The sequence below is a fragment of the Herbaspirillum sp. CF444 genome (genome assembly GCF_000282135.1).
Taxonomy (GTDB): Bacteria; Pseudomonadota; Gammaproteobacteria; order Burkholderiales; family Burkholderiaceae_D; genus Herbaspirillum.
This window is the reverse complement of sequence record NZ_AKJW01000018.1, coordinates 294,273-317,078: the sequence shown is the minus strand read 5'-3', so window position 1 is coordinate 317,078 and position 22,806 is coordinate 294,273. Positions and strand designations below refer to the sequence as shown.

Sequence of the window (22,806 nt, the reverse complement as noted above, 5' to 3'; positions counted from 1 at the left end):
CCATCAACGCAAACAAGTCATTGCACCGCCACTGCGGCGGTGCATGGCTTCTCACACCCAAACACAACGCACACTCAAGGAAAAATCATGGCAAACATCCTCTTCATCAACAGCAGCGCACGCAGCACCGGCTCCATCTCGCGCCAGGTCGCCGGCGAATTCGTCGCCAAGCTGCAAGCTTCCCAGCCTGGCAGCGTCGTGGTCGAACGCGACGTCGCCGCCAACCCGATTCCCCATCTGGACGAGCAAAAGCTGGGCGCCTTCTTCACGCCTGCCGACAAGCGCAGCGCCGAGCAACAGGCGCTGGTGAAGGTCTCCGAAGAACTGATCGCCGAAGTCAACGCCGCCGACATCATCGTCATCGGCGCACCGATGTACAACTTCTCGATCACCTCGACGCTGAAGACCTGGATCGACCACGTGGCGCGTGCCGGCGTGACGTTCAAGTACACCGAAACCGGCCCGGTCGGCTTGATCCAGGGCAAGAAGGTTTACGTCTTCACCTCGCGTGGCGGCGTCTACAGCGAAGGCCCGGCCAAGGTCATGGACTTCCATGAAACCTACCTGCGCGCCGTGCTGGGCTTCATCGGCATGACCGACGTCACCTTCGTGCACAGCGAAGGCTTGGGCATGGGCGAAGCGGCTGTTGAAAAAGCTGTCGCACAAACTCGCGAAACGATCGGCGCCTTGATTGCAGCCTGATTGCTTGCTGCCTGATCGATCCGACAGGCATCCATAAAAAAAAAGCGCGACAGCCACAAGCTGTCGCGCTTTTTTAACATTTGTTAAATGAAATCTACAAACCGCCGTCAGCGATCTGCGACAGCATCCGCTTGAGGATATCGGTTTCGCGCATGCGCTTGAGCCACCATGTCAGCGCAGCACCATCTTCCCCCACACGCCAGGCCAGCGAGAAGCTTTCTTCCGCACGCGGCTCTTCCACTTCCTTCACGATCAGCGCGCCGGATGCGATCGACTTTTGCACGCACGGCTCCGGCAAGAATCCGAAGCCCACCCCGGCCAGCTGCAAAGCGTATTTGCTGCGCATGTCGGGCACGGTCAGCGTATCCTGACCGAACAGCAGGCCGACGGTACGCGGCGGCATCTTGCGTGCCGAGTCCGCCACGCTGATGGCGCGATACGGGTGCAGGTCGGCCTTGCTCAGGACCTTGTTCATCTTCGCCAGCGGATGATGCGGCGCCACCACGAAAACAAATTTCACCGTGCCGATCTGCTCCGCGACATAACCGCCGCCCGCCGGACCTTCGCCTGGCGCCGCGATCAGCAGATCGACGCGGCGATCGAGCAAGGCTTCCCAGGTGCCGGCCAGCGACTCGCGTGCAATACGCAAACGCGTGCGGTCGGCGACCTGATAAAAGGCGACGATGTCGGGTTCCAGCGACGCGGCGGAATACAAGGAATCGAGACCGATCGTGAATTCGGTCTCCCAGCCCGAAGCGACGCGGCGCACGCGATGTTCGAGATCTTCGGCGGCCTTGAGCAGATAGCGCCCTTCTTTCAGCAACTCTTCACCGGCGCGCGTGAGCACGACTTTCGGCCCTTGCCGTTCGAACACCTGCACGCCGAGGTCTTGCTCCAGCTTCGACACGGTGTAAGAGATTGTCGAAGGCACGCGATGCAACTCAAGACCGGCCGCCGAGAACGAACCGCGCCGATCGATGGCATCGAGAATCAACAAGGCGTCGAGACTGATTCTGAACATGAAGACTTCCGGAGAAGGATGAAATAAAAAAGCGAAATGAAAAAGCCGATCAGGCTTCGACCGAGTAACCGGCGGCGACCCAGGCGTCGATGCCGCCGGTCAGCGGCCGCACGCGCTTGTAGCCGCGCCGCATGAGCTGCTTGGCGACCAGCGCGGCCGAGGCCTCGTTGGGACAGGCGCAATAGACGATGACTTCATCCTCCATCGGCGCGTCGAAGGCAAAAGTCTGGATCTCCTGATTGGAAATCGTCAGCGCGCCGGGAATGCGCCCGGCCTGTTGCGACGCCGGCGAGCGCACGTCGACGATGGTCGGACGCACGCCGCTCTTGAGCAGGCCGTCCAGTTCGCCGACGGAGATGCGCGCCATCTCCAGCGACTTGCGGAAGCGCCGGCGTTGCCACCACTTGCTGGCGACGAAGACGGCGAATCCGATCGCCACCAGCATCATGCCGTACTGACCGAGTTCGGCCAGCACGTTAAGCACGTCGTCGATGGCCGTGTTGAACAGGCCGCCGAGGAAGATCGCCACGCCGGCCCACAAGGCGGCGCCGAGGCCGTCATACAAAATGAACTTGCCGCGCGAGGTGCCGACGGTGCCAGCCAGCGCACTGGCAATCGAAGCGAAACCGGGAATGAACTTGGCCACCAGCAGCGAGCGCGCACCCCAGCGCGAATAGATGGACTCGGTCTGGCGCACGCAGGAATCGGGAGAAAGGGAAATGCGGCACAGCGTCGACATGATGCGACGACCGTAGCGCCTGCCGGCGAGATACCAGACATAATCGGCGATCAGTGCGGCCACCACCGCCACCAGCAACAGCAGTGCAACGGGATACTGGCCGCGGTAGGCCAACGCGCCGGTGATGACCAGCGTCGGGTAGGCAGGGATGGGCGCGCCGAGTTGTTCGGTCAGCACATTCAGAAATACGATGATCAGACCGTACTGTTCAATCAGGTGATACAAATAAGTCATCGCCGCACCACTACCCTTGTCTGTCGATCTGCAGCGTGATCTGCAGATCCCTATTTTTGATGCCCGAATTCAGCCCAGGCGCTCATTATAGGGTTGAAGACGTTGCCGCTCCCGACTTTCGCCCCGGATACTCCGTCCAGATCATGGCCACCAGAATCGCCGCAGGCAACAACAAGGCCAGGAACAAGGCATAACGGTAAGCAAATGCCCCGCTGACGGCGCCCACGCCGAAGGCGACGATAGGCCAGAAAAACTTGACGCAGCGCTGACGCACGCTCTGATCTGCTGCGCCGCGCACGATATCCACGACGTCGATCACCAGTTGCGTGACGTTGCCGGTCATGACCGTACTTGGCGCCGATTGCGGCAAAATCAAGCGCGCGGCAGCGTTCTGCACACCCATTGCCGCCGCGCCGAACATGCCTGCCAGCAAGGCTGTCGTCGCTCTCGCATCGGCCACGCCGACGGGCGCAATGCTTTGCCCCAACACCATGAACGCCAGCAGGAACAACAGTTGCAGCATCAGCACATACGGCAGTACCGGTTTGTTGCTGCGTTCCAGCCAGATCACCGCCATCCGCGTCAGGATCACCGATCCGATGAAGGCGGGAAACGCCAGGAACTTGATCAGCACGCCATGCGAAGGATTGGCCAGCTCGCTGCCGATCAGGACGAAGTTGCCGGTGACGTGCGCCGTGAACAATCCGAACAAGGCGACAAAACCGACCGTGTCCACATAACCCGCCAGGAAACTCATGGCGACGCCCTGACAGGTGGCGCGAGGAATCCTGGGCATAACAGCGAGGCTGCCGATTGAGCTCATCTCAGGCCCCGGCTTTCCGGCTCAATGCGGCGTCGATCGAAAAACGGCCCGCGCCCATCAGTGCAATGCTGCCGAAGACGAACATCAGCAACCAGCCGAACCGACCTTCGGCAACGCTCCCGCCTGGATGCTTCGGCGATTTTGCAGAGCAGCCTTTCATGTCCATAAAAACAAGAAGAAAACGAATGCGATGGCATGATCTCCACATGTGTAAAAAGCATTGATGATAAATGGAAAGGTAACAAAAACCTGCCCATCCGTTTCTTCTTATCAACCCACGGAACGGCAAGCCACTGTCCCTCGACAGTATCAACAAGATGCCGGCCAAATACAAGTCGATCGCCAATAGCATTCCCCGACGAAGAGATCGGTCTCCATCCGCATATTTTGCGAAACACGTTCTGCAACGAATATCGGGAAGAAGCCGTCGACGTACCAAGTGAAGACGCCGGCCTTGCGTTGGTTGCACAACGCCCGGATCCAGGTATTGATCCGACAGGCATTGACACGACCGGAAACATTTGCGCGGAATGGCGGCTACCGACAATTCACATTCAATAATTACCGGACATTCGCGCCAAAGTTTCCATTCGCATCACGCCCTTACCTGACGCTGGCAAATGCGCATCGCATGCTCCGCCCCTTGAGAAAAGAGATTCAGTCGATGTATTTCAGCCCTGCCGCTTCCAGCGGACCGCGCATGTTATACATATCCAGCCCCAGCACGCCGGCGGCCAGCTTGTCGCGTTTCTCGCCTTCCAGGTCTTCGCGCTTTTGCGCGGCCTGCGCCACGCGCGTGGCGTCGGAGGCCGGCACTACCACCACGCCGTCGTCATCGGCCACGATGGCGTCGCCCGGATTGACCAGCGCCCCCGCGCAGATGACCGGCACGTTGACCGAGCCCAGCGTGGCCTTGATCGTGCCCTTGGCGCTGATGGCGCGGCTCCACACCGGGAAACCCATGGCCTTCAGGACCTTCACGTCGCGCACGCCTGCATCGATGATCAGCGCCTTCGCGCCGCGCGCCATGAAGCTGGTCGCCAGCAGGTCGCCAAAGTAGCCGTCGGTGCATTCAGCCGTGATCGCGGCGACCACGATGTCGCCCGGCTGGATCTGCTCGGCCACGACATGCATCATCCAGTTGTCGCCAGGATGCAGCAGCACGGTGACCGCAGTGCCCGCCACGGCCGCACCGGGCCAGATCGGACGCATATAGGGCTTCAGCAGTCCGGTGCGGCCCTGCGCCTCGTGTACGGTGGCCACGCCGAGCTTGCCGAGGTGGCCGACGGCGACGGCATCGGCACGCTCGATGTGACGTTTGACGACGCCCAGTTGGTTGATCAGGGGTGTGCTCATGCTTATCGTCCTTTCGCTGTCAATGCGGCATCCAGGCGCGGGTATACGCGGCGCGCGTTGCCCTCGAAGATCTTGCCGCGTTCTTCGTCGGTCAACGCGGCGGCCTGGATGTAACGCTTGGTGTCGTCGTAGTGATGGCCGGTCTCCGGATCGATGCCGCGTACCGCGCCGATCATTTCGGAGGCGAACAGCACGTTCTCGATCGGGATGACCTTGGTCAGCAGGTCGATGCCTGGCTGATGGTAGACGCAGGTGTCGAAGAAGATGTTGTTCAGCAGGTGGTCCTTCAGCAGCGGCTTCTTCATCTCCTGCGCCAGCCCGCGGAAGCGCCCCCAGTGGTAAGGCACCGCGCCGCCGCCGTGCGGAATCAGGAACTTCAGCGTCGGGAAATCCTTGAACAGGTCCGAGGTCAGGCATTGCATGAAGGCCGTGGTGTCGGCATTCAGGTAGTGCGCTCCCGTGGTGTGAAAGCAGGCGTTGCAGCTGGTGCTCACATGGATCATGGCCGGCACGTCCAGCTCCACCATCTTCTCGTACAGCGGATACCACGCCTTGTCCGACAGCGGCGGCGACGTCCAGTGGCCGCCGGAAGGATCCGGATTCAGGTTGACGCCGACGAAGCCGTACTCCTTCACGCACTTTTCCAGCTCGGCAATGGAGGTGCGGATATCCGCACCCGGCGACTGCGGCAGCATGGCTGCGCCGATGAAGTGCTCGGGGAACAGCTGCGAGACGCGATAGCAGAGTTCATTGCAGATCGCCGCCCAAGTCTGGCTGGTGTGCAGGTCGCCGATGTGGTGCGCCATGAAGGACGCGCGCGGCGAGAAGATGGTCAGGTCGGCGCCGCGTTCCTCCATCAGGCGCACCTGGTTGCCTTCAATCGACTCGCGCAGCTCGTCGTCGCTGATCTTCAGCTCGGACGGCTTGGGGCCCAGCGCCGGAGTCTTCAGGTTGGCGATCTGCCGGTTGCGCCACTCTTCCAGCGCCTTTGGTGCGGTGGTGTAGTGGCCGTGGCAATCGATGATCATGTCATTTCCTATGAAGTGAAAGTATTGGTCGCGCTTACTCGACTTTGGACAGGTCGCGGCCGCGGGTCTCGGGCAGCATCAGTGCCGCCACGACGACGACCATGTAGGCGATGCCGGCGCAGATGCCCATGGCGAGGCCCAGTTCGGTCTTGGCGCCGATCACGCCGACCAGCGTCGGCATCACGGCGCCGATGGCACGACCGGCGTTGCCGCACAGGCCTTGCGCAGCACCTCGGATGCGGGTCGGAAACAGTTCGGCCAGGTAAGCGCCGGTGCCGGCCGCCGTACCCGATTGCAACGTACCGAGCACAAAACCGAGTACCAGCGTAACGGCCAGGTTGATCGGCGCCATTGTGTAGATGCAGACAGCAATCGCCTGCAGACAGGCAATGATCATGAAGGTCTTGCGGCGGCCGAAGGCATCCGCCATCCAGCCATTGAGGAATGCGCCGGTAAAGGATCCGAGGATATTGACCGCCAGGTAGCCACCGACGTTGTTGATCGACAGGTTCAGAACCAACTTCAGGTAGGCCGGCAACCAGGTGATCATGACGTAGTTGCCGCCATAGATGCCGAAGGTCAGCAGGATAGCCTTGAAGGTGGTGGCGCGGCTGGGGCCGCTGAACACTTCCCAGATGCTGACCCTCTCGACCTGCGCCTTGGCGCGTTCACGCGCATACACCGGCGCTTCCTCGATATTGCGGCGGATCCACAGGACCAGCAGCGCGGGCAACAGACCCATGGCGAACAGCACGCGCCACGCCGTGTCCGGCTCCATATAGTTGAACAGCAGCGTAGTCAGCAGCACCGCGATACCGTAGCCGATCGCCCAGCCCGCTTGCAACGCGCCCACGACGCGGCCGCGTAGCTGAGGATTAATGGTCTCGCTGATCAGCACCGCACCCACGGCCCATTCGCCGCCGAACCCGATACCCTGCAGGCTGCGCGTGATCAGCAACTGCCAGAACGAATCTGTGAATGCGGAGAGGAAGGTGAAGAGAGAGAACCATGCGATGGTCACCTGGAGAATTCGAACCCGTCCGTAACGATCGGACAGGATGCCCGCGACCCATCCTCCCAGCGCCGCCATGATGAGGACCGCTGTGCCGAGGATGCCGGCTTCACCTTTGGTCATGCCCCACAAGGCGATCAGGGTGGGGATGGTCAGCGCATACATCTGCGTGTCCATCGCGTCCAGTCCCCATCCGCTGAAACAGGCCCAAAAGGTCCGTTTTTCAGGTTTTGTCAGTTGTTTGTACCACGGAATCATTTGACGTATCTCCTTGTTAAATCAATCTGAATTTGCTGAGTGGTGCTTCATTTCCTTCCGGTGCGCATCAATGCAGGCCGGTGTCGTTCATTCGTTGGTTGCGGCAGCCAGTAGCGCCTTGGGATCGCCGCCGAGCTGGTTGGTGGCTTGCGCGGCATAGCTCAACAATAGTGGCCGGAAGCGATGCATAGCGGCTTCGTTCAGGCGGCTCACCGGGCCGACCAGGCCGATGGCGCCGACCAAGGAACCGCCCGCGCCAAATACCGGTGCGGAGATTCCCGCCGTCTCGGCGTCGCGCTCCCCCATCGACATGTAGTGGAGCGTGATGCGCACGGTTTCGTAGGGTTCTCCGTCGGCGCCCGAGAAGGCCGACAGGACTCGACCGCTGGCGCCGCGATCCAGTGGCAACACATCCCCGGGTTGGACCTCCGCCCGCAGCGCGTGCCTGGAACTGATGCGATAGAGACACACGCGCTGGTTGCCGTCACGCACGTGGAATGACACCGACTCTCCGGAGTTCTCGTTAAGCTGGCGCATGAGCGGCAACAACACATCGGCCAGGTCCAGCGTGGATTCGTAGGTCGCCGCCAGGTTGAGCGTGGCCGCGCCCAGCAAATATCGCCCGTCCTCCACGCGCATCAGCAGGCGGTGATGGCAAAGCGCCCCCAGCAATCTCAGTGCGGTGCTTTTGTACAAGCCGGTGCGATTTGATATTTCCGTCAATGTCAAAGGCACTTCGTCGCGCTTGAAAGCGAAGAGGATGGCCGCTGCGCGATCCAGCACGTCAACTCCGCTGGGTTCAATGCCGAGAGGCGGCTGCGCAGTTTCACGGGTTCTTGCCATGTTGCTTGTCTCCAGTTCTATCTGATAGAACACTGATTTATCTGATAGAACAAGCTTACCTAAACCGGCAATATGCTGCAACCCCGGCGGCGGTCGTGATACGGCTTTGCGCCGAATTACCGATCCTCAAGCAAGTCGGTGAAGATAATGGGAACAATCCGCTGTCAGCAGCGGCATTGAGCACGAAAGAAAAACACTCGCAAAGAAAAACACCCGCATTTGCGGGTGTTTTGCAATCGATGCTCAAATAGAGGCAAAGCAACTTGTACCTTGGCACGAACGAAATCAAAAATGACCGGCCTGCACGAAGCCGGCAACTACATAACCCAGGGTCATCGCCACCACCAGCGACGCGCCGACCGGCGTCGGCGGCGTCGGCGACGGCAAACCGAACCAGCGGCAGACCGCGCCGACCAGCGCCCCCAGCACGGCGCCGATGACCAGCGCGCTCATGCCGGCACCTGCTCGGTCCTGGCGGCGCGGGCGGCCAGATAACGATCCACCAGCCAGTAACCGCTGCTCATCGTAAAGACCAGCAGCGCACCGCTCAGCACCGGCGGCGAAGGCACGGGAATCTGCGCCAGATGGCAGCAGAAGCCGACCACGAAGGAGAGCACGAGTCCCCAGATCACTTTGGAATACGTCATGTCCCTCTCCTCAGAAAGCGAAGCAGCTGCAACCGAGCGCGCCCCAGAAACCCGAGAAATTCGAGGCGGGCACCGACGAGCGGCGGGCGACGTCGTGCGAGTGAGCGTGCACGTTGCAGGCCCCCGCGCATTGATGCGGCATCACGGATTGTTTTTGTTGAGTGGCGGAAGACTTTGCCACCGGGCGATAGTGGCCCGGCACGGTCTTCACCGGCGACCAGTCAGGCAAGACCGGGATCGGCGGCGGCGCCAGCGGATCGAACTCGGCGGCGCCGTAGACGATCTTGCCGCCGACCACCGTCATCACCGATTCGATGGCCTTGATGTCTTCTTCCGGTACGCTGAAGAAATCCGTCGACAGCACGGCGAGGTCGGCTAGCTGGCCTTCCTTGATGCGGCCCTTCTTGCCTTGCTCGCTGGAGAACCAGGCGCTGCCGGCGGTCCACAATTCGAGTGCGGTTTCACGCGGCAAACCGGCCTCGGCCAATTGCAGGCCGCCGACGGTCTTGCCGGACACCAGCCAGTACAGCGCGGTCCACGGGTTGTAGCTGGCCACGCGAGTGGCGTCGGTGCCGGCGCCGACGGGCACGCCCATGTCGAGCATGCGCGCCACCGGCGGTGTCGCCTTGGCGGCTTCCTTGCCGTAACGGTCGACGAAGTATTCGCCCTGGAAGGCCATGCGATGCTGGATCGCCAGACCGCCGCCGAGTTCGCGCACGCGCTCGATATTGCGCGGCGAGATGGTTTCGGCGTGGTCGAACATCCAGTGCAGACCGTTGAAGGGAATTTCGCGGTTCACTTTTTCGAACACGTCGAGCATGCGGCTGATCGATTCGTCATAGGTCGCATGCAGGCGGAACGGCCAGCGGTTCGACACCAGATGGCGCACCACCTTTTCGAGTTCGTCTTCCATGCCGGCGGCCAGTTCGGGACGCGGTTCGAGGAAGTCTTCAAAGTCGGCCGCCGAGAACACCAGCATCTCGCCGGCGCCGTTGTGGCGGAAGAAATCGTCGCCCTGCCCCGGCGTGATCATGTCGGTCCAGCGCTGGAAGTCGTCCAGCTCCTTTCCTTTATTCTGGGTGAACAGGTTGTAGGCGATGCGAATCGTCAGCTGCTGCTCGCGCGCCAGCTGGTCGATGATGGCGTAGTCTTCCGGATAATTCTGGAAACCGCCGCCGGCGTCGATGGCGCTGGTGACGCCGAGGCGATTGAGTTCGCGCATGAACTGGCGCGTCGAATTGACTTGCTGGTCGAGCGGCAGCGACGGCCCCTTGGCCAGCGTCGCATACAGGATCATGGCGTTGGGACGGGCGATCAGCATGCCGGTCGGATTGCCGCTGGCATCGCGCTGGATTTCGCCGCCCGGCGGATTCGGCGTGTCCTTGGTGTAACCGACCGCGCGCAAGGCGGCGCGGTTGAGCAAGGCGCGGTCATACAGGTGCAGGATGAAAACAGGCGTGTCGGGCGCAGCGGCATTGATTTCGTCGAGCGTCGGCATGCGGCGTTCGGCAAACTGGAATTCGGTCCAACCGCCGACCACCCGCACCCATTGCGGATGCGGCGTGCGCAGCGCCTGTTCGCGCAACATGCGCAATGCGTCTGCCAGCGAGGGAACGCCTTCCCAGCGCAGTTCGAGGTTGTAGTTCAGGCCGCCGCGGATCAGGTGGATGTGCGAATCGTTGAGGCCAGGCACGACGCTGCGACCGTTGAGGTCGACCACTTGCGTCCTGGCGCCGCGATGGCGCATGGCGGCTTCGGCATCGCCGACGGCGAGGAACTTGCCGTCCCTGATCGCCACGGCGGAAGCCAGCGGTTGTTCTTTGTCGATGGTGTGGAAATTTCCGTTCAGCAGAATCAGGTCGGCGCTCATGTTCACTCCTGGGGATGTCGGTGATGTTTTATCAGGGATTTCTACAACTTCGGGATCCTGGTATTGATGGAGTCAGGATCCCGCTTCAAAACTCACTAAGGATTAATGACCTTCCGAGGCGTTGAACATGGTCTTTGCGTAGATCAAACCAAGGCCGTATGCGCCGCCGTTGGCGATGGCCGTTGCGACGGTTTCATTGTAAGTCTCGGTGCGCGCCCAGTCGCGTTGCAGTTCGAGCAGATATTGCAGCGATGTCATCGGACGTGCGCCCAGCTGGATCATGCGTTCGATGGCGCGTTGGTGCGCTTCATTCGAGACGTCGCCGCTGGCGTCGGTGATCACGTAGACCTCAAAGCCCTGATCCAGCGCCGACAGTGCCGGGCCGACGATGCACACCGATGTCCACAGGCCGGCCAGCACGATCTTGTCCTTGCCGATGGCGTTGACGCGGTCGGCGATGCGCGGGTCTTCCCACGTGTTCATGCTGGAGCGGTCGATCACTTCTTCGTTCGGGAACACCGATTTGATTTCATCGAACATCGGACCGGAGAAGGATTTCTCGGCGACGGTTGTCAAAATTGTCGATACCTTGAATTCCTTGGCGGCCTTGGCGACCAGTGCGACGTTGTTGCGCAGGGTGACGGCATCGATCGAATGGGTAGCAAACGACATTTGCGATTGATGGTCGATCATGATCAGGGTGTGGTTGACTGGGTTCAACAGTGCCTTGCCAGGTTGTGCTTTTGCGATTGCCATGATGTTCTCCTGAAGTATGTGCGATTAATTCGATAAGGGTGAGTGCTTCGTTTGGCGTCCGTCTTTCTCTGTGTCGTTCACCATGGAGCGAAGTATGGGCGAACAAGGAATGAAAGAAAAACGGAAAGATTGAGTATCAATTATCGAAATATTCGATAATTAATTTAAAAACGCTCAGGATGCTCATCTTTGCTTTTGAGGCAATAAAGTTTTGCTTTCCACCCTATTTTTGCAACAGCGCTTTGGCCGCATACTTCAGTCCATGCAGGGGCCTACCCAAACATGTCCCCTGCCTCCGCCATTGCGCCGGCCCCTGCCCGCGCCTCATCTCTACAAAGGAAAATCATGAACAACATTCCCGCTTTCGGCCTCGGCACCTTCCGCCTGAAAGACCGGCAAGTCATCGATTCCGTGACCAACGGCCTCGAACTCGGTTACCGCCATATCGACACCGCGCAGATCTACGGCAATGAAGCCGACGTCGGCAAGGCCATCGCTGCCGCCAAAGTGGCGCGCCAGGAATTGTTCGTCACCACCAAGATCTGGACCGAGAATCTGTCCAAGGACAAGCTCATCGCCAGCCTGAAGGAAAGCCTCGCCAAACTGCAGATGGACCGGGTCGACCTGACGCTGATCCACTGGCCGGCGCCCAACGACAGCATCGCCGTCGCGACCTACATGGAAGCGCTGGCCGAAGCCAAGGCGCAGGGCCTGACCAAACTGATCGGCGTGTCGAACTTCACCATCGCGCATCTGAAGCAAGCCATCGACGCCGTCGGCACCGGGGAAATCGCGACGCAACAGATCGAGATCCATCCTTTCCTGCAAAACCGCAAGGTCGTGGATTTCGCACGCAGCCAGGGCATCCACCTGACTGCCTACATGCCATTGGCGTATGGCAAGGTGATGACAGACCCGGTCATCGTCGAAATCGCCGGGGCGCATCAGGCCAATCCGGCGCAGATCGCGCTGGCGTGGTCGCTGCAACAAGGCTTTGCCACCATCCCTTCATCGACCAAACGCGCCAACCTGGAAAGCAACCTGGCGGCACGCGACATCCTCCTGTCGGATGCGGAGATGGACGCCATCGGCAGGCTCGATCGCAACGACCGCCTTGCCAATCCCGACTTCGCGCCGCAATGGGATTGAGTTGAACACTGAGTTTTCTCCCCGTGACGCGAGGAAGCAAACGACACGAAACCTCGTCCGCATCGACCATGCAGGCGAGGTTCTGTCTTTGCGGCACCGGCGTTTTTACGCCTCCCCGTCTTCCAAAAAATTGAGCGTGTCGTATTTTTATTTTTAAATTGCTTGCAATTTAATATTCGATCCATGCACCAACCCCAACGAACCGGCCGCCAGCGATATGGCGGCTCCACGAAGAGGACGGCGCATGCCGCATGCATTTGAGATACAAAAGCCTCAAATATATTGCACACAATTTAATTGTCCGATTTAAAAACTACTCCCGACCGCCGAAAGGAAACATCATGAAATCGATCAAACAACTCCTCGCCCTCAGCGCCGTTGCACTGGCTGCAACCTCCGTCATGCAAAGCGCGACTGCCGCTTCGGTAGAACCGCAAACCCAGGGTTTCCTTGACGTGCTCTCGGCCGCCGGCGGTCCTCCGATCTACACGCTGACGCCCGAACAAGCCCGCAACCTGCTGTCCGGCGCACAAGCAGGCAAGGTCGCCAAGCCGGCCGCCGATATCGAAGACCGCGTGATCCCGGTCGGTCCGACCGGCAGCACACGCATCCGCATCCTGCGCCCACAAGGCAACAAGGAAACGCTGCCGGTGGTGATGTACTTCCACGGCGCGGGCTGGGTGATGGGCGACGTCAATACGCATGACCGCCTGGTGCGCCAGATCGTTGACGGCGCCAAGGTCGCCGTGGTGTTCGTCGATTACGATCGCTCTCCGGAAGCGCGCTACCCGATCGCCATCGAGCAAGACTATGCCGCGACCAAATACGTCGCCGAGCACGCCGCCGAATTCAACGTCGATGCGAGCCGCCTGGCAATTGCCGGCGACAGCGTGGGCGGCAACATGACTGCCGTCGTAAGCCTGCTGGCGAAGGAACGCAAGGGTCCGGCGATCAAGTATCAGGTGCTGTTCTACCCGGTGACCGATACCAATTTTGAAAACGCTTCATACAAACAGTTTGCCGACGGCCCATGGCTGACCAGGGAAGCGATGAAGTGGTTCTGGAACGCCTACCTGCCGGCCGGCGCCAACCGCAAGGATCCGCACATCGCACCGCTGAACGCGACGCTGGAACAGTTGAAGGATTTGCCGCCGGCACTGGTCATCACCGATGAAAACGACGTGCTGCGCGACGAAGGCGAAGCCTACGCCGCCAAACTGGCCAAGGCCGGCGTGCCGGTGACGCAAGTGCGCTATCTCGGCACCATCCATGACTTCGTGATGCTCAATGCGCTGGGCGATACCCCGGCAGCCAGGAGCGCTGTCGATCTGGCGACGGCCAGCCTGCGCAAGGCGCTGGCGAAATAGTCACGGCCAGGAAATAAAAAACCGCCCGCTCCTTTTCAGAACGCGGGCGGTTTTTATCGGCTGTTGCGAGCTTACTCGACCTTACGCTGCGACCGCCACCGGCTTGCCGTGCTGCTCACCCTTGATGCGCAACACCATGACCGCGCCGATCAGACAGGCAACGCCCATGATCACCGAAGACAAGGTGTAGTTGCCGAGGCTGGCACGCAGGAAACCAGCGATCGTGGTTGCCGTTGCCGCCCCCAGCTGGTGACCGGCGACGATCCAACCGAACACGATGGGCGCCGCCAGGCGGCCGAACACATCGTTGGCCAGACGCACGGTCGGCGGCACGGTGGCGATCCAGTCGAGTCCGTAAAAGATCGCGAACACGGTCAGGCCGAAGTAGTCCAGACCGAATGCATAAGGCAGGAAGATCAGCGCAATGCCGCGCAGGCCGTAATACCAGAACAGCAGCACGCGCGGATTGAAGCGATCCGACAGCCAGCCCGACAAGGTGGTGCCGACCAGGTCGAGCATGCCCATCGCCGCCAGGATGCTGGCGCCGCCGACTTCGGAAATGCCGTAGTCGTTGCACATGGCGATGAATTGCGTGCCGATGTAGCCGTTGGTGCTCATGCCGCAGACGAAGAAACTGAAAAACAGCAGCCAGAAATCGCGCACCTTCATCGCCTGGCGCAACGCATCGAAGGCGATCGCCAGCGGATTGCGCTGCTTCACCTCGGCATCGGCAGGCGCGTCGGCGGCCTGGCCGTAGCGGCGCAGGCCGACGTCGGACGGACGCTCCGGCAGGAACAGCGCCACCAGCGGCACCGCCACGGCAGCCACGATGGCGACCAGGAAAGCCACCGAACGCCAGCCATAATGCTCGACCATCGACGCCATCAGCGGCAGGAACACCATCTGGCCGGTCGCCGCGCTGGCGGTGAGCAAACCCATGGCCAGACCGCGGCGCATTTCGAACCAACGGCTGACAATCGTCGCACCCAGCGTGTTGGCCGCCACGCCTGTGCCCGAGCCGACCAGCAGGCCCCAGGTCATGACCATGTGCCACGGCATTTGCATCAGCGTACTCAAAGCGGTGCCGACCGACAGCAGCACCAGCGCGCCCATCACCACGGGACGGATGCCGAAACGCTGCATCGCCGCCGCCGCGAACGGCCCGATCAGGCCGTACAGAGCGATGTTGAAGGAAATCGCCAGCGAGATGGTGGAACGGTTCCAGCCGAACTCATGCTCCAGCGGCAGGATCATGACCGACGGCGTGGCGCGGATGCCGGCCGAAGTCAGCAGGACGAGGAAGATGACCGCGACCACGACCCAGGCGTAACTGAACCGGTGCGAGGTGCGCGTGGCGATGGCTTGCGTGATTTTATTCATGACGGTCGATTAAAAAAAGAATAAAAAACCATCAATGCGATGGGCGCATTGATGGTGCTCATAACGAATGACTCAATCTGAATCCGGCTCTCGGCCGGATCAGGCTTCCTGCAATCTGTCGTAGGCATTGTCGATCATGTCGGACAGCGCCTCGTGCATGTCTTCACCCAGCAAGCCGTTGATCTCCTGCTGCGCGCTGGCCCAGTTCGGACGCGCGGCATCCAGCTTGATCTTGCCCGCCTCGCTCAAAGCCAAGCCGAAGGACCGCTTGTCGACGTGCTCGTCCGGCGGCATATCGACGGTGGCGATCCATCCGGCCGTCATCAGCGGCTTGATGTTGCGGCTCAGGGTGCTGCGATCCATCCCCATTTCCGCCGCCAGGCGAAGATTGGCGATGGCGCCGTGCTTGCCCACCCGGCTCAGCAGCGAGTACTGGCTGATGGTCAGCCCGTCCGGCAGCAAATGCCGGTCATAAATCGACGTGATGCGGCGGGTAAGCCTGCGCAAGCGGGTACAGGTGCACTGGTTAAACATGATCAATTTGCCTTCGAAACAAATCAATGCATATGCATTGATGTATGTGCATAGTAGTGATAGAAATGACGGCTGTCAAGCCGACTTGAATGCGAGTTCAAAAAAATGGCGCCGTAACAACGGCGCCATGGATAGACGAAACGGCAACAGAAATTCAGGCGCTTTTCTTCGCTGCCTTCTTGCGCGGCGCCTTGACGGGCGCCGCCGGCTCGATCGCCTCCGCTTGCCCGACGGCATTCTCGGCGCCGTCATTGGCTGCGGCAGCACGTTCGCGCGCAAAGTTGATGCGCCGGATCATGCTTTCATTGGCTTGCGGGCCGGGAGCAAAAACAAACTCCGGCAAGCTCAACGGCTTGCCGCTCTTGCGGTCGACCATGATCGGTTCGGCCACTTCGCCGGAAGTCGAATCGACCAGCAGCACGCTCGGGCCTTCCGGCGCGAAATGCTTGTTGCCCCAGCTGTTGAGCGCGACCAGAATGGAACGGAAATCGCGTCCCAGGTCGGTCAGCACGTATTCATGGCGCGGCGGCCGTTCGCTGTACTGGCGGCGCTCCAGCAGGCCGGATTCCACCAGCGAGTTGAGGCGACGCGTGAGCATGTTGGGCGCAATGTCCAGGCTCTTCTGAAACTGGTCGAAACGGGTCAGCCCGTGCATTGCATCGCGCAGGATCAGAATGCTCCACCATTCACCCACGCGTTCGAGCGTGCGGGCGACCGGGCATTGCATGTTGCCAAAGCTTTTACGTTCCATGGACAAGTCCCACCAAGCTGACTATCATTCGATTGAACTACTCACTATCATTTTGCAATTAACATTATAGAACAACTCAAGGGAGACTGCCATGTCCATCACGTCCAACCTGCCAATGTGCCTGGAAGATTTTGCCGCCGGCCAGAAATTCAAGGTTGCCGCCACCGAAACGCTGAGTGCCGACGACATCAAGGCCTTTGCCGCCAGCTACGACCCGCAGCCTTTCCATCTGGATGAAGCGGCGGCGGCGCAGAGTTTTTTCGGCGGGCTGGCCGCCAGCGGCTGGCATACGGCGGCGCTCACCATGCGCTTGCTGGTGAAGACGCTGCCGATCAAGGGCGGCGTCATCGGCGCGGGTTTTGAAGAATTCCGCTGGCCGCGCCCTACCCGTCCGGGCGACGTCCTGCGCGTCGAAGTCGAGGTGCTGGAGTTGAAATTCTCGCAGTCGAAACCGCAGCAGGGTTTCCTCAAGCATCGCGTCACCACCTTCAATCAACACGATGAACCGGTGCTGGTCATGACCGGCAACCTGCTGGTGCCACGCCGCCCACAGAATTAATTTTCGAAGATGAATTGAGTAGCCTTGTCGGCTGACAACGGCCGGCCATAGAAATAGCCCTGAATCTCGTCACACCCCCAGGCGCGCAGCAACTCGCGCTGGCTGGCGGTTTCGACGCCTTCGGCGATGACCGACAAGCCGAGATGGTGGCCGAGGTTGATGACCGCCTGCACGATCGCCGCGTCTTCGCTGTTGGGACGCAGGTGGCGGATGAAGGACTGGTCGATCTTGAGCTTGTCGATGGAAAAACGCTTGAGATAAGCCAGCGATGAATAACCCGTACCGAAGTCGTCGATCGCCAGCGTCAGGCCGCGCTTGCGCAAGTCTTCCAGCAATTCGATGGTGCGTTCGACGTCGCGCATGACGATGCCTTCGGTGATTTCCAACTCGATGAAGGATGGATCGATCTGGCTTTCGCTCAGCGTCTCGGTGACGCGGCGCAGGAAGGATGGATGGTGGAACTGGCGCGGCGAAATATTGACCGCGATGACGAACTTGCGCGGCGTCTCCAGGCTCCAGATCTTGGCCTGGCGGCAGGCTTCCGCCAACACCCAGTCGCCGATCGGCACGATCAGGCCGGACTCTTCCGCCAGCGGGATGAAGTCGGCCGGCGAAATCAGTTCGCCGTTGCGACGCCAGCGCACCAGCGCCTCGAAACCGACCAGCCGGTCGTCGGTCAAGCCTTGTTGCGGCTGGAAATGCAACTCCAGCTCATTGCGTTCGATCGCGTGGCGCAACTGCGCCTCCAACGCCAGACGCTCTTGCGCGCGCGTGTTGAGCGCATTCGAATACTGCACGAAACAATCGCCGCCGGCGTCGCGCGCCGCCTGCAAGGCAGCATCGGCATTCTGCAGCAGGTGCGCCGGCTCGGCGCCGTCGCGCGGATATTCGGCGCCGCCCATGCTCATGCTGGAAAAAATCTCGTGCTGGCCGAACTCGAACGGCTGGCGCATGTATTCCTGCAGGCTCGACAAGGCTTCCTGAAAATTCAGATGGTCGCCCTTGGATTTGTAGAGGATCGCGACATTGGCGCCGTTGAGACGAAACACTTCGCCGCCGTGGCGCTCCGCCGCGCGCTTGATACGACCCGCCATTTCCTGCATCAGGCGGTCGCCGAACGCATGGCCAAGGCCGCCGACGACGCGTTCGAAACGGTCGATCATGCCCAGCACCACCGTATGCGGCTGATCTTCCATGGTCTTGAGGCGACGCTCGAACGAGCCGCGGTGCGCCAGGCCGGTCAAAGGATCGTGCGCCGCGGCGAAGGCCAGCGCATTCTCCGAGCGGAAGCGCGCCCATACGTGATACAGCATGAACAGCGCCGCCAGCAACATCCCCACGCTATAGACGTGCACCAGCCACGAGATGTGGTCGACGCCGCTGTTGGCCATCTCGCCGACGCGATACACCGATCCCTCGACATCCTTCTTGGCCTGGTCGAGCAGGTCGCGAATCATATTGGTCTTGACGTTGAGGTCGCCGAGCAGCGCGCGCGCCTGATCGCGATTGACGGTGGGCGCCAGCAGCAGTTTTTCCAGCGCCGGCCCCATCGCCAGCACCGCGTCATAGTTACTGACCAGCGCCGACATCTGGGCTGTCTGCCGCAGGTCGCGGCGGATGAAATCGAAATTGGCGCGCATCTGCTCGGCGGCAGCGGCTTCCACGTGATCGAAGCGATCACGGCCGATCGAGGCGACGTAATATTTGTTCAGCGCCAGTTGATAGCGCAGCAAGGCGCTTTCAAAATCCGACAGATGGCGCAAGGTCGGAATGTTTTCCTTCAACAGCGGCGTGGTCGAGGCGCGAATATCGTTGGCCGTGCGCGCCATGGCAAAAAACAGCGCGATGCCGGCGGCAATCACGACCACCAGCAAACCGTAGATAGCCCAGCGATAACGTCGGCTGACTACTTGCATAAAAAGAACCCCAGCGAAGAGACCCACCCCCGGAAACAGCATCGCAGCCGACAGAAGACGAGCATAAACGATATCTGCCTTGCATCACATCGCGCCTGCCGGCGGCGCAGCGATGCACGACAGCACTCCTTGCTCTCCATGAACGGCGAAACTGTATTTCCCTGAGTCAGACTTGATCATTATTGGCAGGCGCCGCCTTGGACTGAACCCTTCGGCCCCTGCATCATTGCTTTTATCCACAGCGCTTGTCGAAGCGTCTTGTTATTTTGATTCAATAGCTTAGCGAGGAAAATTATACCGGCAATACTGTGGGCAACCGCAATTCCGGGGGGACCGGCGCATGAATAGAGGAGATATTTGGCAAATTTCCAACAAGAATTTTCGGCGAGCCAAAACGACGCCCGGTTTTGGGGCACCCCGGCCTGGAAGACCGCCCGAAAGGTCTTACCGGCTGAACAAGTTCAAAACAGGCCCTAGGCGGCGTCTGGCTGCGCCGACGGCTGGGCCAGCTGGAATGCCTTGAGTTGAAAGCAGGCTTCGTCGATGGCCGCCAGCGTCGGATAAGGCGTCATGTCGACCTCAAAACGGCGCGCATTGAAGATCTGCGGAATCAGGCAACAGTCCGCCATCGTCGGCGTATCGCCGAAACAGAAGCGCCCGCGCTGCGGACTGGCTGCCAGTTGTTGTTCCAGCGCGGCAAAACCGAGCTTGACCCAGTGTTGTATCCACTGCTGCTTGACCTCGTCGCTCACGCCCAGCTCCTGCTTGAGCATGCGCAGCACGCGCAGGTTGTTGAGCGGATGGATGTCGCAGGCGATCGCCTGCGAGATTTCACGCACGTGGGCGCGATCGAGCAGGCCGGACGGCAGCAGCGCCGGCGTCGGGAAGCGTTCTTCCAGATACTCCAGGATCGCCAGCGATTGCGTGATGTGCCGCCCTTCCTCTTCCATCACCGGCACCAGCGATTGCGGATTCATGGCGCTGAAGGCCGGCGCGAATTGCTCGCCGCCATTGTTGACCAAATGCACCGGCAAGGTGTCGTAGGACTGGCCTTTCAGATGCAGGGCGATACGCACCCGATACGACGCCGAACTGCGGAAGTAACTGTAAAGACGGATAGACATGCGCTGTCTCCTGAAAATATTGATCGACGGGAACGACTACAGCGAACGCGCCGGCAAGACCGTGCCCGCCACCTCGCCGAAGCCGATGCGCGGCAAACCGTCGCCCCCGGCCCAACCGCGCATGACGACGGTGTCGCCGTCTTCGATGAAGATGCGCGTCTCGCCGCTGGCCAGGCTGATGGCTTGCTTGCCGCCGGCGGTCAGTTCCAGCAACGAGCCGGCCGACTCCGGCGTCGGGCCAGACAAGGTGCCCGATCCCAGCAAATCGCCGGCGCGCAGGTTGCAGCCGCCGACGGTGTGATGCGCCACCAGTTGCGAAACCGTCCAGTAGGCATCGCGGAAATTGCCCAGCGACAGACGCTGCGGCGCCATGCCTGCCGCGCGCATGGACTTGGTCTGCAACAGCACCTCCAGTTGCACGTCGAAAGCGCCGCTGTCGCGCAGGTCGGCGCAATCCAGATAGTCCATCGGCTGCGGATCGGCGGCGTCGCGCGTCCATGCGGAGCGGTACGGCGCCAGCGCTTCGATGGTGACGACCCACGGTGAAATCGTCGAGGCGAAATTCTTCGACAGGAAAGGACCGAGCGGCTGGTATTCCCACGCCTGCACGTCGCGCGCCGACCAGTCGTTCAACAGGCACAGGCCGAACACATGCGACTCGGCCTGGCCGATGCCGATGGCGTCGCCGATGGCATTACCCTGCCCCATGAAAACGCCGACTTCCATTTCATAATCGAGGCGCTTGCACGGACCGAACACCGGCGTGTCCGAAGTCGGCGGCTTGGTCTGCCCGACCGGACGGCGGAACTGCTGGCCCGACACCGCGATCGACGACGAACGGCCGTGATAGCCGATCGGCACCCATTTGTAGTTGGGCAGCAAGGGATTGTCGGGGCGGAACAATTTACCGATCGTCGTCGCGTGATGGATCGAGGTATAGAAATCGGTGTAGTCGCCGATCTGCGCCGGCAAGGCGTGCTCTGCTTCGGTTTGCCGCACCAATGCGGATTCCAGCTGTGACTGATGCACCGAGCCTTCGCGCAGCAGCGTCGACAAGGCCATGCGCAAGGCCGACCACGCCGCGGCGTCGAGTTCCATCAGGGGATTCAGATTGCTGCCCGCGGTCGCCGCGACGATGGCTTTGTGCACGACTTCGCCGAAGCCGCCGAATGCGCCGCTTTCGAAGGCGGCACGCAAATCGAGGATCCGGTCGCCGATGGCGACGCCGGCGCGAAATGCTTCACCGTTGTTCTTGCTGCGGAATACGCCGTACGGCAAATTCTGGATCGGGAAATCGCTGCCGGCAAGATTGGCCGAGGCAACCCAGCTGCGTAGCGCGACGTCGTGGGTTTCGTTCAAAGAGATGCTCATTGTTGCTCCGGGCGTTGTTGTGGATTGAAGTGCTTGCGGATATCCATCCAGCACTGGTAATAATTTTTTTGCAGCGTCGGCGAGGTCAGCGCGTGGCGCGTCGGCTTGATGATGTTGCGCGTCTCGAACATGAAGGCCATGGTATCGGCCACCTTGTCCGGCTTGCTGGTATCGCTGCGGCTGGCCTTCTCGAAAGTCGCGCCGTCCGGGCCGTGGCCGGTCATGCAATTGTGCAGGCTGGCGCCGCCGGGACGAAAGCCCTCGGCCTTGGCGTCGTACTCGCCGTGGATCAATCCCATGAATTCGCTCGCCACGTTGCGATGGAACCAGGGTGGACGGAAGGTGTGTTCGGCCGCCAGCCAGCGCGGCGGGAAAATCACGAAATCCAGCGTATCCACGCCCGGCGTATCGCTCTGCGCCTGCAGCACGAGGAAGATCGACGGATCGGGATGGTCGTAGCTGATCGAACCGATCGTGTTGAAACGGCGCAGATCGTATTTGTACGGCGCGTAGTTGCCGTGCCATGCCACCACGTCCAGCGGCGAGTGGCCGATCTTCGCCTGCCACAGGTTGCCGCCGAATTTCGCAATCAGGCGAAAATCGCCCTCGCGGTCTTCATACCGGGCATGCGGCGTGAGGAAGTCGCGCGGATTGGCAAGGCCGTTGGAACCGAGCGGCCCGAGGTCAGGCAAGCGCAACAGCGCGCCGAAGTTCTCGCAGACATAGCCTTGCGCCTGGCCGTCCGGCAGCTTCACCTGAAACCGCACGCCGCGCGGAATCACCGCGATCTCTTGCGGCTCGATATCGATCACGCCCAGCTCGGTCAACAATTGCAGGCGACCGGCCTGCGGCACGATCAGCAGCTCGCCGTCCGCCGAGTAGAAAAAGTTGTCCGTCATCGACTGATTCGCGGCGTACAAATGAATCGCGCAACCGGTCTGCGCATCGGGCGAACCGTTGCCGGCCATGGTGATCAGCCCCGCGACGAAATCGGTCGGCACCGCAGGCAAGGGCATAGGATGAGGATCCCAGCGCAGCTGATCCGGCGGCGTCTCGACATCGTCGAAGCGCGCGACCAGGCCGTTGTCGATGCGCGCGAACGGCTCATGCATCGCCGCCGGGCGAATCCGGTACAGCCACGAGCGGCGGTTGTGTCCGCGCGGCGCCGTGAAGGCCGTGCCGGAAAGCTGCTCGGCGTACAAACCATAAGCAACTTGCTGCGGCGAATTCTGATTGACCGGCAAGGCGCCCGGCAACGCCTCCGTTGCAAACTCGTTGCCGAAGCCGGACTGATAGCGCACCGTATTGACGGCCGCTTTGGCGAGGGAAGATTCTGCAAGCGTATTCATGATGAGCCCTTCTCAAA

At 60.9% G+C, this 22,806-nt stretch carries 23 protein-coding genes; 4 read left to right on the top strand and 19 right to left on the bottom strand.

From position 1 onward, the window contains the following. Positions 1-87 precede the first annotated feature (87 nt). Positions 88-702 (top strand): FMN-dependent NADH-azoreductase, encoded by a 615-nt coding sequence (locus tag PMI16_RS04925; protein WP_007876979.1) that lies wholly within the window; start codon positions 88-90, stop codon positions 700-702. 94 nt (positions 703-796) lie between these two features. Here the strand turns inward: PMI16_RS04925 and PMI16_RS04920 are convergent, their stop codons facing one another. From PMI16_RS04920 to PMI16_RS04870, 12 genes are all read right to left on the bottom strand, one after another. Then, positions 797-1,723, bottom strand: coding sequence for a LysR substrate-binding domain-containing protein (locus PMI16_RS04920; protein ID WP_007876977.1), 927 nt, complete (start codon positions 1,721-1,723; stop codon positions 797-799). 49 nt (positions 1,724-1,772) lie between these two features. Continuing rightward, positions 1,773-2,696, bottom strand: a complete 924-nt coding sequence (locus PMI16_RS04915) for a DedA family protein/thiosulfate sulfurtransferase GlpE (protein ID WP_007876975.1) — start codon at positions 2,694-2,696, stop codon at positions 1,773-1,775. A gap of 85 nt (positions 2,697-2,781) precedes the next feature. Beyond that, a complete protein-coding gene (locus PMI16_RS04910) occupies positions 2,782-3,492 on the bottom strand; it encodes a YoaK family protein (protein ID WP_051994581.1) in 711 nt (236 codons plus the stop codon). Between the two features lie 28 nt (positions 3,493-3,520). After that, the gene (locus tag PMI16_RS25720) at positions 3,521-3,865 is read right to left on the bottom strand and encodes a hypothetical protein (RefSeq protein ID WP_157212522.1); all 345 of its coding nucleotides are present in this window, start codon (positions 3,863-3,865) and stop codon (positions 3,521-3,523) included. Between the two features lie 311 nt (positions 3,866-4,176). After that, a complete protein-coding gene (ligK, locus tag PMI16_RS04905; RefSeq protein WP_034379269.1) occupies positions 4,177-4,860 on the bottom strand; it encodes a 4-carboxy-4-hydroxy-2-oxoadipate aldolase/oxaloacetate decarboxylase in 684 nt (227 codons plus the stop codon). A 17-nt stretch (positions 4,861-4,877) separates the two neighbouring features. After that, complete coding sequence (locus tag PMI16_RS04900; RefSeq protein WP_007876966.1) at positions 4,878-5,903, bottom strand: amidohydrolase family protein; 1,026 nt, start codon at positions 5,901-5,903, stop codon at positions 4,878-4,880. 34 nt (positions 5,904-5,937) lie between these two features. Then, complete coding sequence (locus PMI16_RS04895) at positions 5,938-7,092, bottom strand: MFS transporter (RefSeq protein ID WP_443134885.1); 1,155 nt, start codon at positions 7,090-7,092, stop codon at positions 5,938-5,940. A 168-nt stretch (positions 7,093-7,260) separates the two neighbouring features. Next, on the bottom strand, positions 7,261-8,016 hold the full coding sequence (locus PMI16_RS04890; protein WP_007876956.1) for an IclR family transcriptional regulator: 756 nt from the start codon (positions 8,014-8,016) through the stop codon (positions 7,261-7,263). A 285-nt stretch (positions 8,017-8,301) separates the two neighbouring features. Further along, complete coding sequence (locus tag PMI16_RS04885; RefSeq protein WP_007876954.1) at positions 8,302-8,469, bottom strand: DUF1427 family protein; 168 nt, start codon at positions 8,467-8,469, stop codon at positions 8,302-8,304. Next, on the bottom strand, positions 8,466-8,663 hold the full coding sequence (locus PMI16_RS04880; protein ID WP_007876952.1) for a DUF1427 family protein: 198 nt from the start codon (positions 8,661-8,663) through the stop codon (positions 8,466-8,468). Before PMI16_RS04880 ends, PMI16_RS04885 begins: the two co-directional genes overlap by 4 nt. A 10-nt stretch (positions 8,664-8,673) precedes the next feature. Continuing rightward, the gene (locus PMI16_RS04875) at positions 8,674-10,533 is read right to left on the bottom strand and encodes an amidohydrolase (protein ID WP_007876950.1); all 1,860 of its coding nucleotides are present in this window, start codon (positions 10,531-10,533) and stop codon (positions 8,674-8,676) included. Positions 10,534-10,635: 102 nt separating this feature from the next. Continuing rightward, the gene (locus tag PMI16_RS04870) at positions 10,636-11,289 is read right to left on the bottom strand and encodes a hydrolase (RefSeq protein ID WP_007876948.1); all 654 of its coding nucleotides are present in this window, start codon (positions 11,287-11,289) and stop codon (positions 10,636-10,638) included. Between the two features lie 345 nt (positions 11,290-11,634). Between PMI16_RS04870 and dkgB the strand changes: the two genes are divergently transcribed. Both dkgB and PMI16_RS04860 read left to right on the top strand, forming a co-directional pair. Further along, positions 11,635-12,438, top strand: a complete 804-nt coding sequence (dkgB, locus tag PMI16_RS04865) for a 2,5-didehydrogluconate reductase DkgB (RefSeq protein WP_007876946.1) — start codon at positions 11,635-11,637, stop codon at positions 12,436-12,438. Between the two features lie 341 nt (positions 12,439-12,779). Next, the gene (locus tag PMI16_RS04860) at positions 12,780-13,805 is read left to right on the top strand and encodes an alpha/beta hydrolase (RefSeq protein ID WP_007876944.1); all 1,026 of its coding nucleotides are present in this window, start codon (positions 12,780-12,782) and stop codon (positions 13,803-13,805) included. An 81-nt stretch (positions 13,806-13,886) separates the two neighbouring features. On the opposite strand, the gene PMI16_RS04855 is transcribed toward PMI16_RS04860, so the two are convergent. The 3 genes from PMI16_RS04855 to PMI16_RS04845 all read right to left on the bottom strand — a co-directional run bounded on the left by PMI16_RS04855 (position 13,887) and on the right by PMI16_RS04845 (position 16,470). Further along, positions 13,887-15,185 (bottom strand): MFS transporter, encoded by a 1,299-nt coding sequence (locus tag PMI16_RS04855; RefSeq protein ID WP_007876942.1) that lies wholly within the window; start codon positions 15,183-15,185, stop codon positions 13,887-13,889. Positions 15,186-15,284: 99 nt separating this feature from the next. Continuing rightward, positions 15,285-15,719 (bottom strand): MarR family winged helix-turn-helix transcriptional regulator, encoded by a 435-nt coding sequence (locus PMI16_RS04850; protein ID WP_007876940.1) that lies wholly within the window; start codon positions 15,717-15,719, stop codon positions 15,285-15,287. A 154-nt stretch (positions 15,720-15,873) separates the two neighbouring features. Continuing rightward, the gene (locus PMI16_RS04845) at positions 15,874-16,470 is read right to left on the bottom strand and encodes a winged helix-turn-helix transcriptional regulator (RefSeq protein WP_007876938.1); all 597 of its coding nucleotides are present in this window, start codon (positions 16,468-16,470) and stop codon (positions 15,874-15,876) included. 91 nt (positions 16,471-16,561) lie between these two features. Between PMI16_RS04845 and PMI16_RS04840 the strand changes: the two genes are divergently transcribed. After that, complete coding sequence (locus PMI16_RS04840; RefSeq protein WP_007876936.1) at positions 16,562-17,029, top strand: MaoC family dehydratase; 468 nt, start codon at positions 16,562-16,564, stop codon at positions 17,027-17,029. Here PMI16_RS04840 and PMI16_RS04835 read toward each other — a convergent pair. The 4 genes from PMI16_RS04835 to hmgA form a co-directional block, all read right to left on the bottom strand. Beyond that, the gene (locus PMI16_RS04835; protein ID WP_034379145.1) at positions 17,026-18,945 is read right to left on the bottom strand and encodes a putative bifunctional diguanylate cyclase/phosphodiesterase; all 1,920 of its coding nucleotides are present in this window, start codon (positions 18,943-18,945) and stop codon (positions 17,026-17,028) included. The genes PMI16_RS04840 and PMI16_RS04835 overlap by 4 nt on opposite strands. Positions 18,946-19,418: 473 nt before the next feature. Then, a complete protein-coding gene (gene maiA, locus PMI16_RS04830) occupies positions 19,419-20,069 on the bottom strand; it encodes a maleylacetoacetate isomerase (protein ID WP_007876932.1) in 651 nt (216 codons plus the stop codon). Between the two features lie 36 nt (positions 20,070-20,105). Next, the gene (gene fahA, locus PMI16_RS04825; protein ID WP_007876930.1) at positions 20,106-21,440 is read right to left on the bottom strand and encodes a fumarylacetoacetase; all 1,335 of its coding nucleotides are present in this window, start codon (positions 21,438-21,440) and stop codon (positions 20,106-20,108) included. Beyond that, positions 21,437-22,789, bottom strand: a complete 1,353-nt coding sequence (gene hmgA / locus PMI16_RS04820) for a homogentisate 1,2-dioxygenase (RefSeq protein ID WP_007876928.1) — start codon at positions 22,787-22,789, stop codon at positions 21,437-21,439. The genes fahA and hmgA overlap by 4 nt, the downstream gene beginning before the upstream one ends. Positions 22,790-22,806 lie beyond the last annotated feature (17 nt).

Coding starts and splice junctions, on each gene's coding strand:
- PMI16_RS04925 (WP_007876979.1), top strand. CDS start 88: ATGGCAAACATCCTCTTCATCAACAGCAGCGCACGCAGCACCGGCTCC.
- PMI16_RS04920 (WP_007876977.1), bottom strand. CDS start 1,723: ATGTTCAGAATCAGTCTCGACGCCTTGTTGATTCTCGATGCCATCGAT.
- PMI16_RS04915 (WP_007876975.1), bottom strand. CDS start 2,696: ATGACTTATTTGTATCACCTGATTGAACAGTACGGTCTGATCATCGTA.
- PMI16_RS04910 (WP_051994581.1), bottom strand. CDS start 3,492: ATGCCCAGGATTCCTCGCGCCACCTGTCAGGGCGTCGCCATGAGTTTC.
- PMI16_RS04900 (WP_007876966.1), bottom strand. CDS start 5,903: ATGATCATCGATTGCCACGGCCACTACACCACCGCACCAAAGGCGCTG.
- PMI16_RS04895 (WP_443134885.1), bottom strand. CDS start 7,092: ATGGACACGCAGATGTATGCGCTGACCATCCCCACCCTGATCGCCTTG.
- PMI16_RS04890 (WP_007876956.1), bottom strand. CDS start 8,016: ATGGCAAGAACCCGTGAAACTGCGCAGCCGCCTCTCGGCATTGAACCC.
- PMI16_RS04885 (WP_007876954.1), bottom strand. CDS start 8,469: ATGAGCGCGCTGGTCATCGGCGCCGTGCTGGGGGCGCTGGTCGGCGCG.
- PMI16_RS04880 (WP_007876952.1), bottom strand. CDS start 8,663: ATGACGTATTCCAAAGTGATCTGGGGACTCGTGCTCTCCTTCGTGGTC.
- PMI16_RS04875 (WP_007876950.1), bottom strand. CDS start 10,533: ATGAGCGCCGACCTGATTCTGCTGAACGGAAATTTCCACACCATCGAC.
- PMI16_RS04870 (WP_007876948.1), bottom strand. CDS start 11,289: ATGGCAATCGCAAAAGCACAACCTGGCAAGGCACTGTTGAACCCAGTC.
- dkgB (WP_007876946.1), top strand. CDS start 11,635: ATGAACAACATTCCCGCTTTCGGCCTCGGCACCTTCCGCCTGAAAGAC.
- PMI16_RS04860 (WP_007876944.1), top strand. CDS start 12,780: ATGAAATCGATCAAACAACTCCTCGCCCTCAGCGCCGTTGCACTGGCT.
- PMI16_RS04855 (WP_007876942.1), bottom strand. CDS start 15,185: ATGAATAAAATCACGCAAGCCATCGCCACGCGCACCTCGCACCGGTTC.
- PMI16_RS04850 (WP_007876940.1), bottom strand. CDS start 15,719: ATGTTTAACCAGTGCACCTGTACCCGCTTGCGCAGGCTTACCCGCCGC.
- PMI16_RS04845 (WP_007876938.1), bottom strand. CDS start 16,470: ATGGAACGTAAAAGCTTTGGCAACATGCAATGCCCGGTCGCCCGCACG.
- PMI16_RS04840 (WP_007876936.1), top strand. CDS start 16,562: ATGTCCATCACGTCCAACCTGCCAATGTGCCTGGAAGATTTTGCCGCC.
- PMI16_RS04835 (WP_034379145.1), bottom strand. CDS start 18,945: ATGCAAGTAGTCAGCCGACGTTATCGCTGGGCTATCTACGGTTTGCTG.
- maiA (WP_007876932.1), bottom strand. CDS start 20,069: ATGTCTATCCGTCTTTACAGTTACTTCCGCAGTTCGGCGTCGTATCGG.
- fahA (WP_007876930.1), bottom strand. CDS start 21,440: ATGAGCATCTCTTTGAACGAAACCCACGACGTCGCGCTACGCAGCTGG.
- hmgA (WP_007876928.1), bottom strand. CDS start 22,789: ATGAATACGCTTGCAGAATCTTCCCTCGCCAAAGCGGCCGTCAATACG.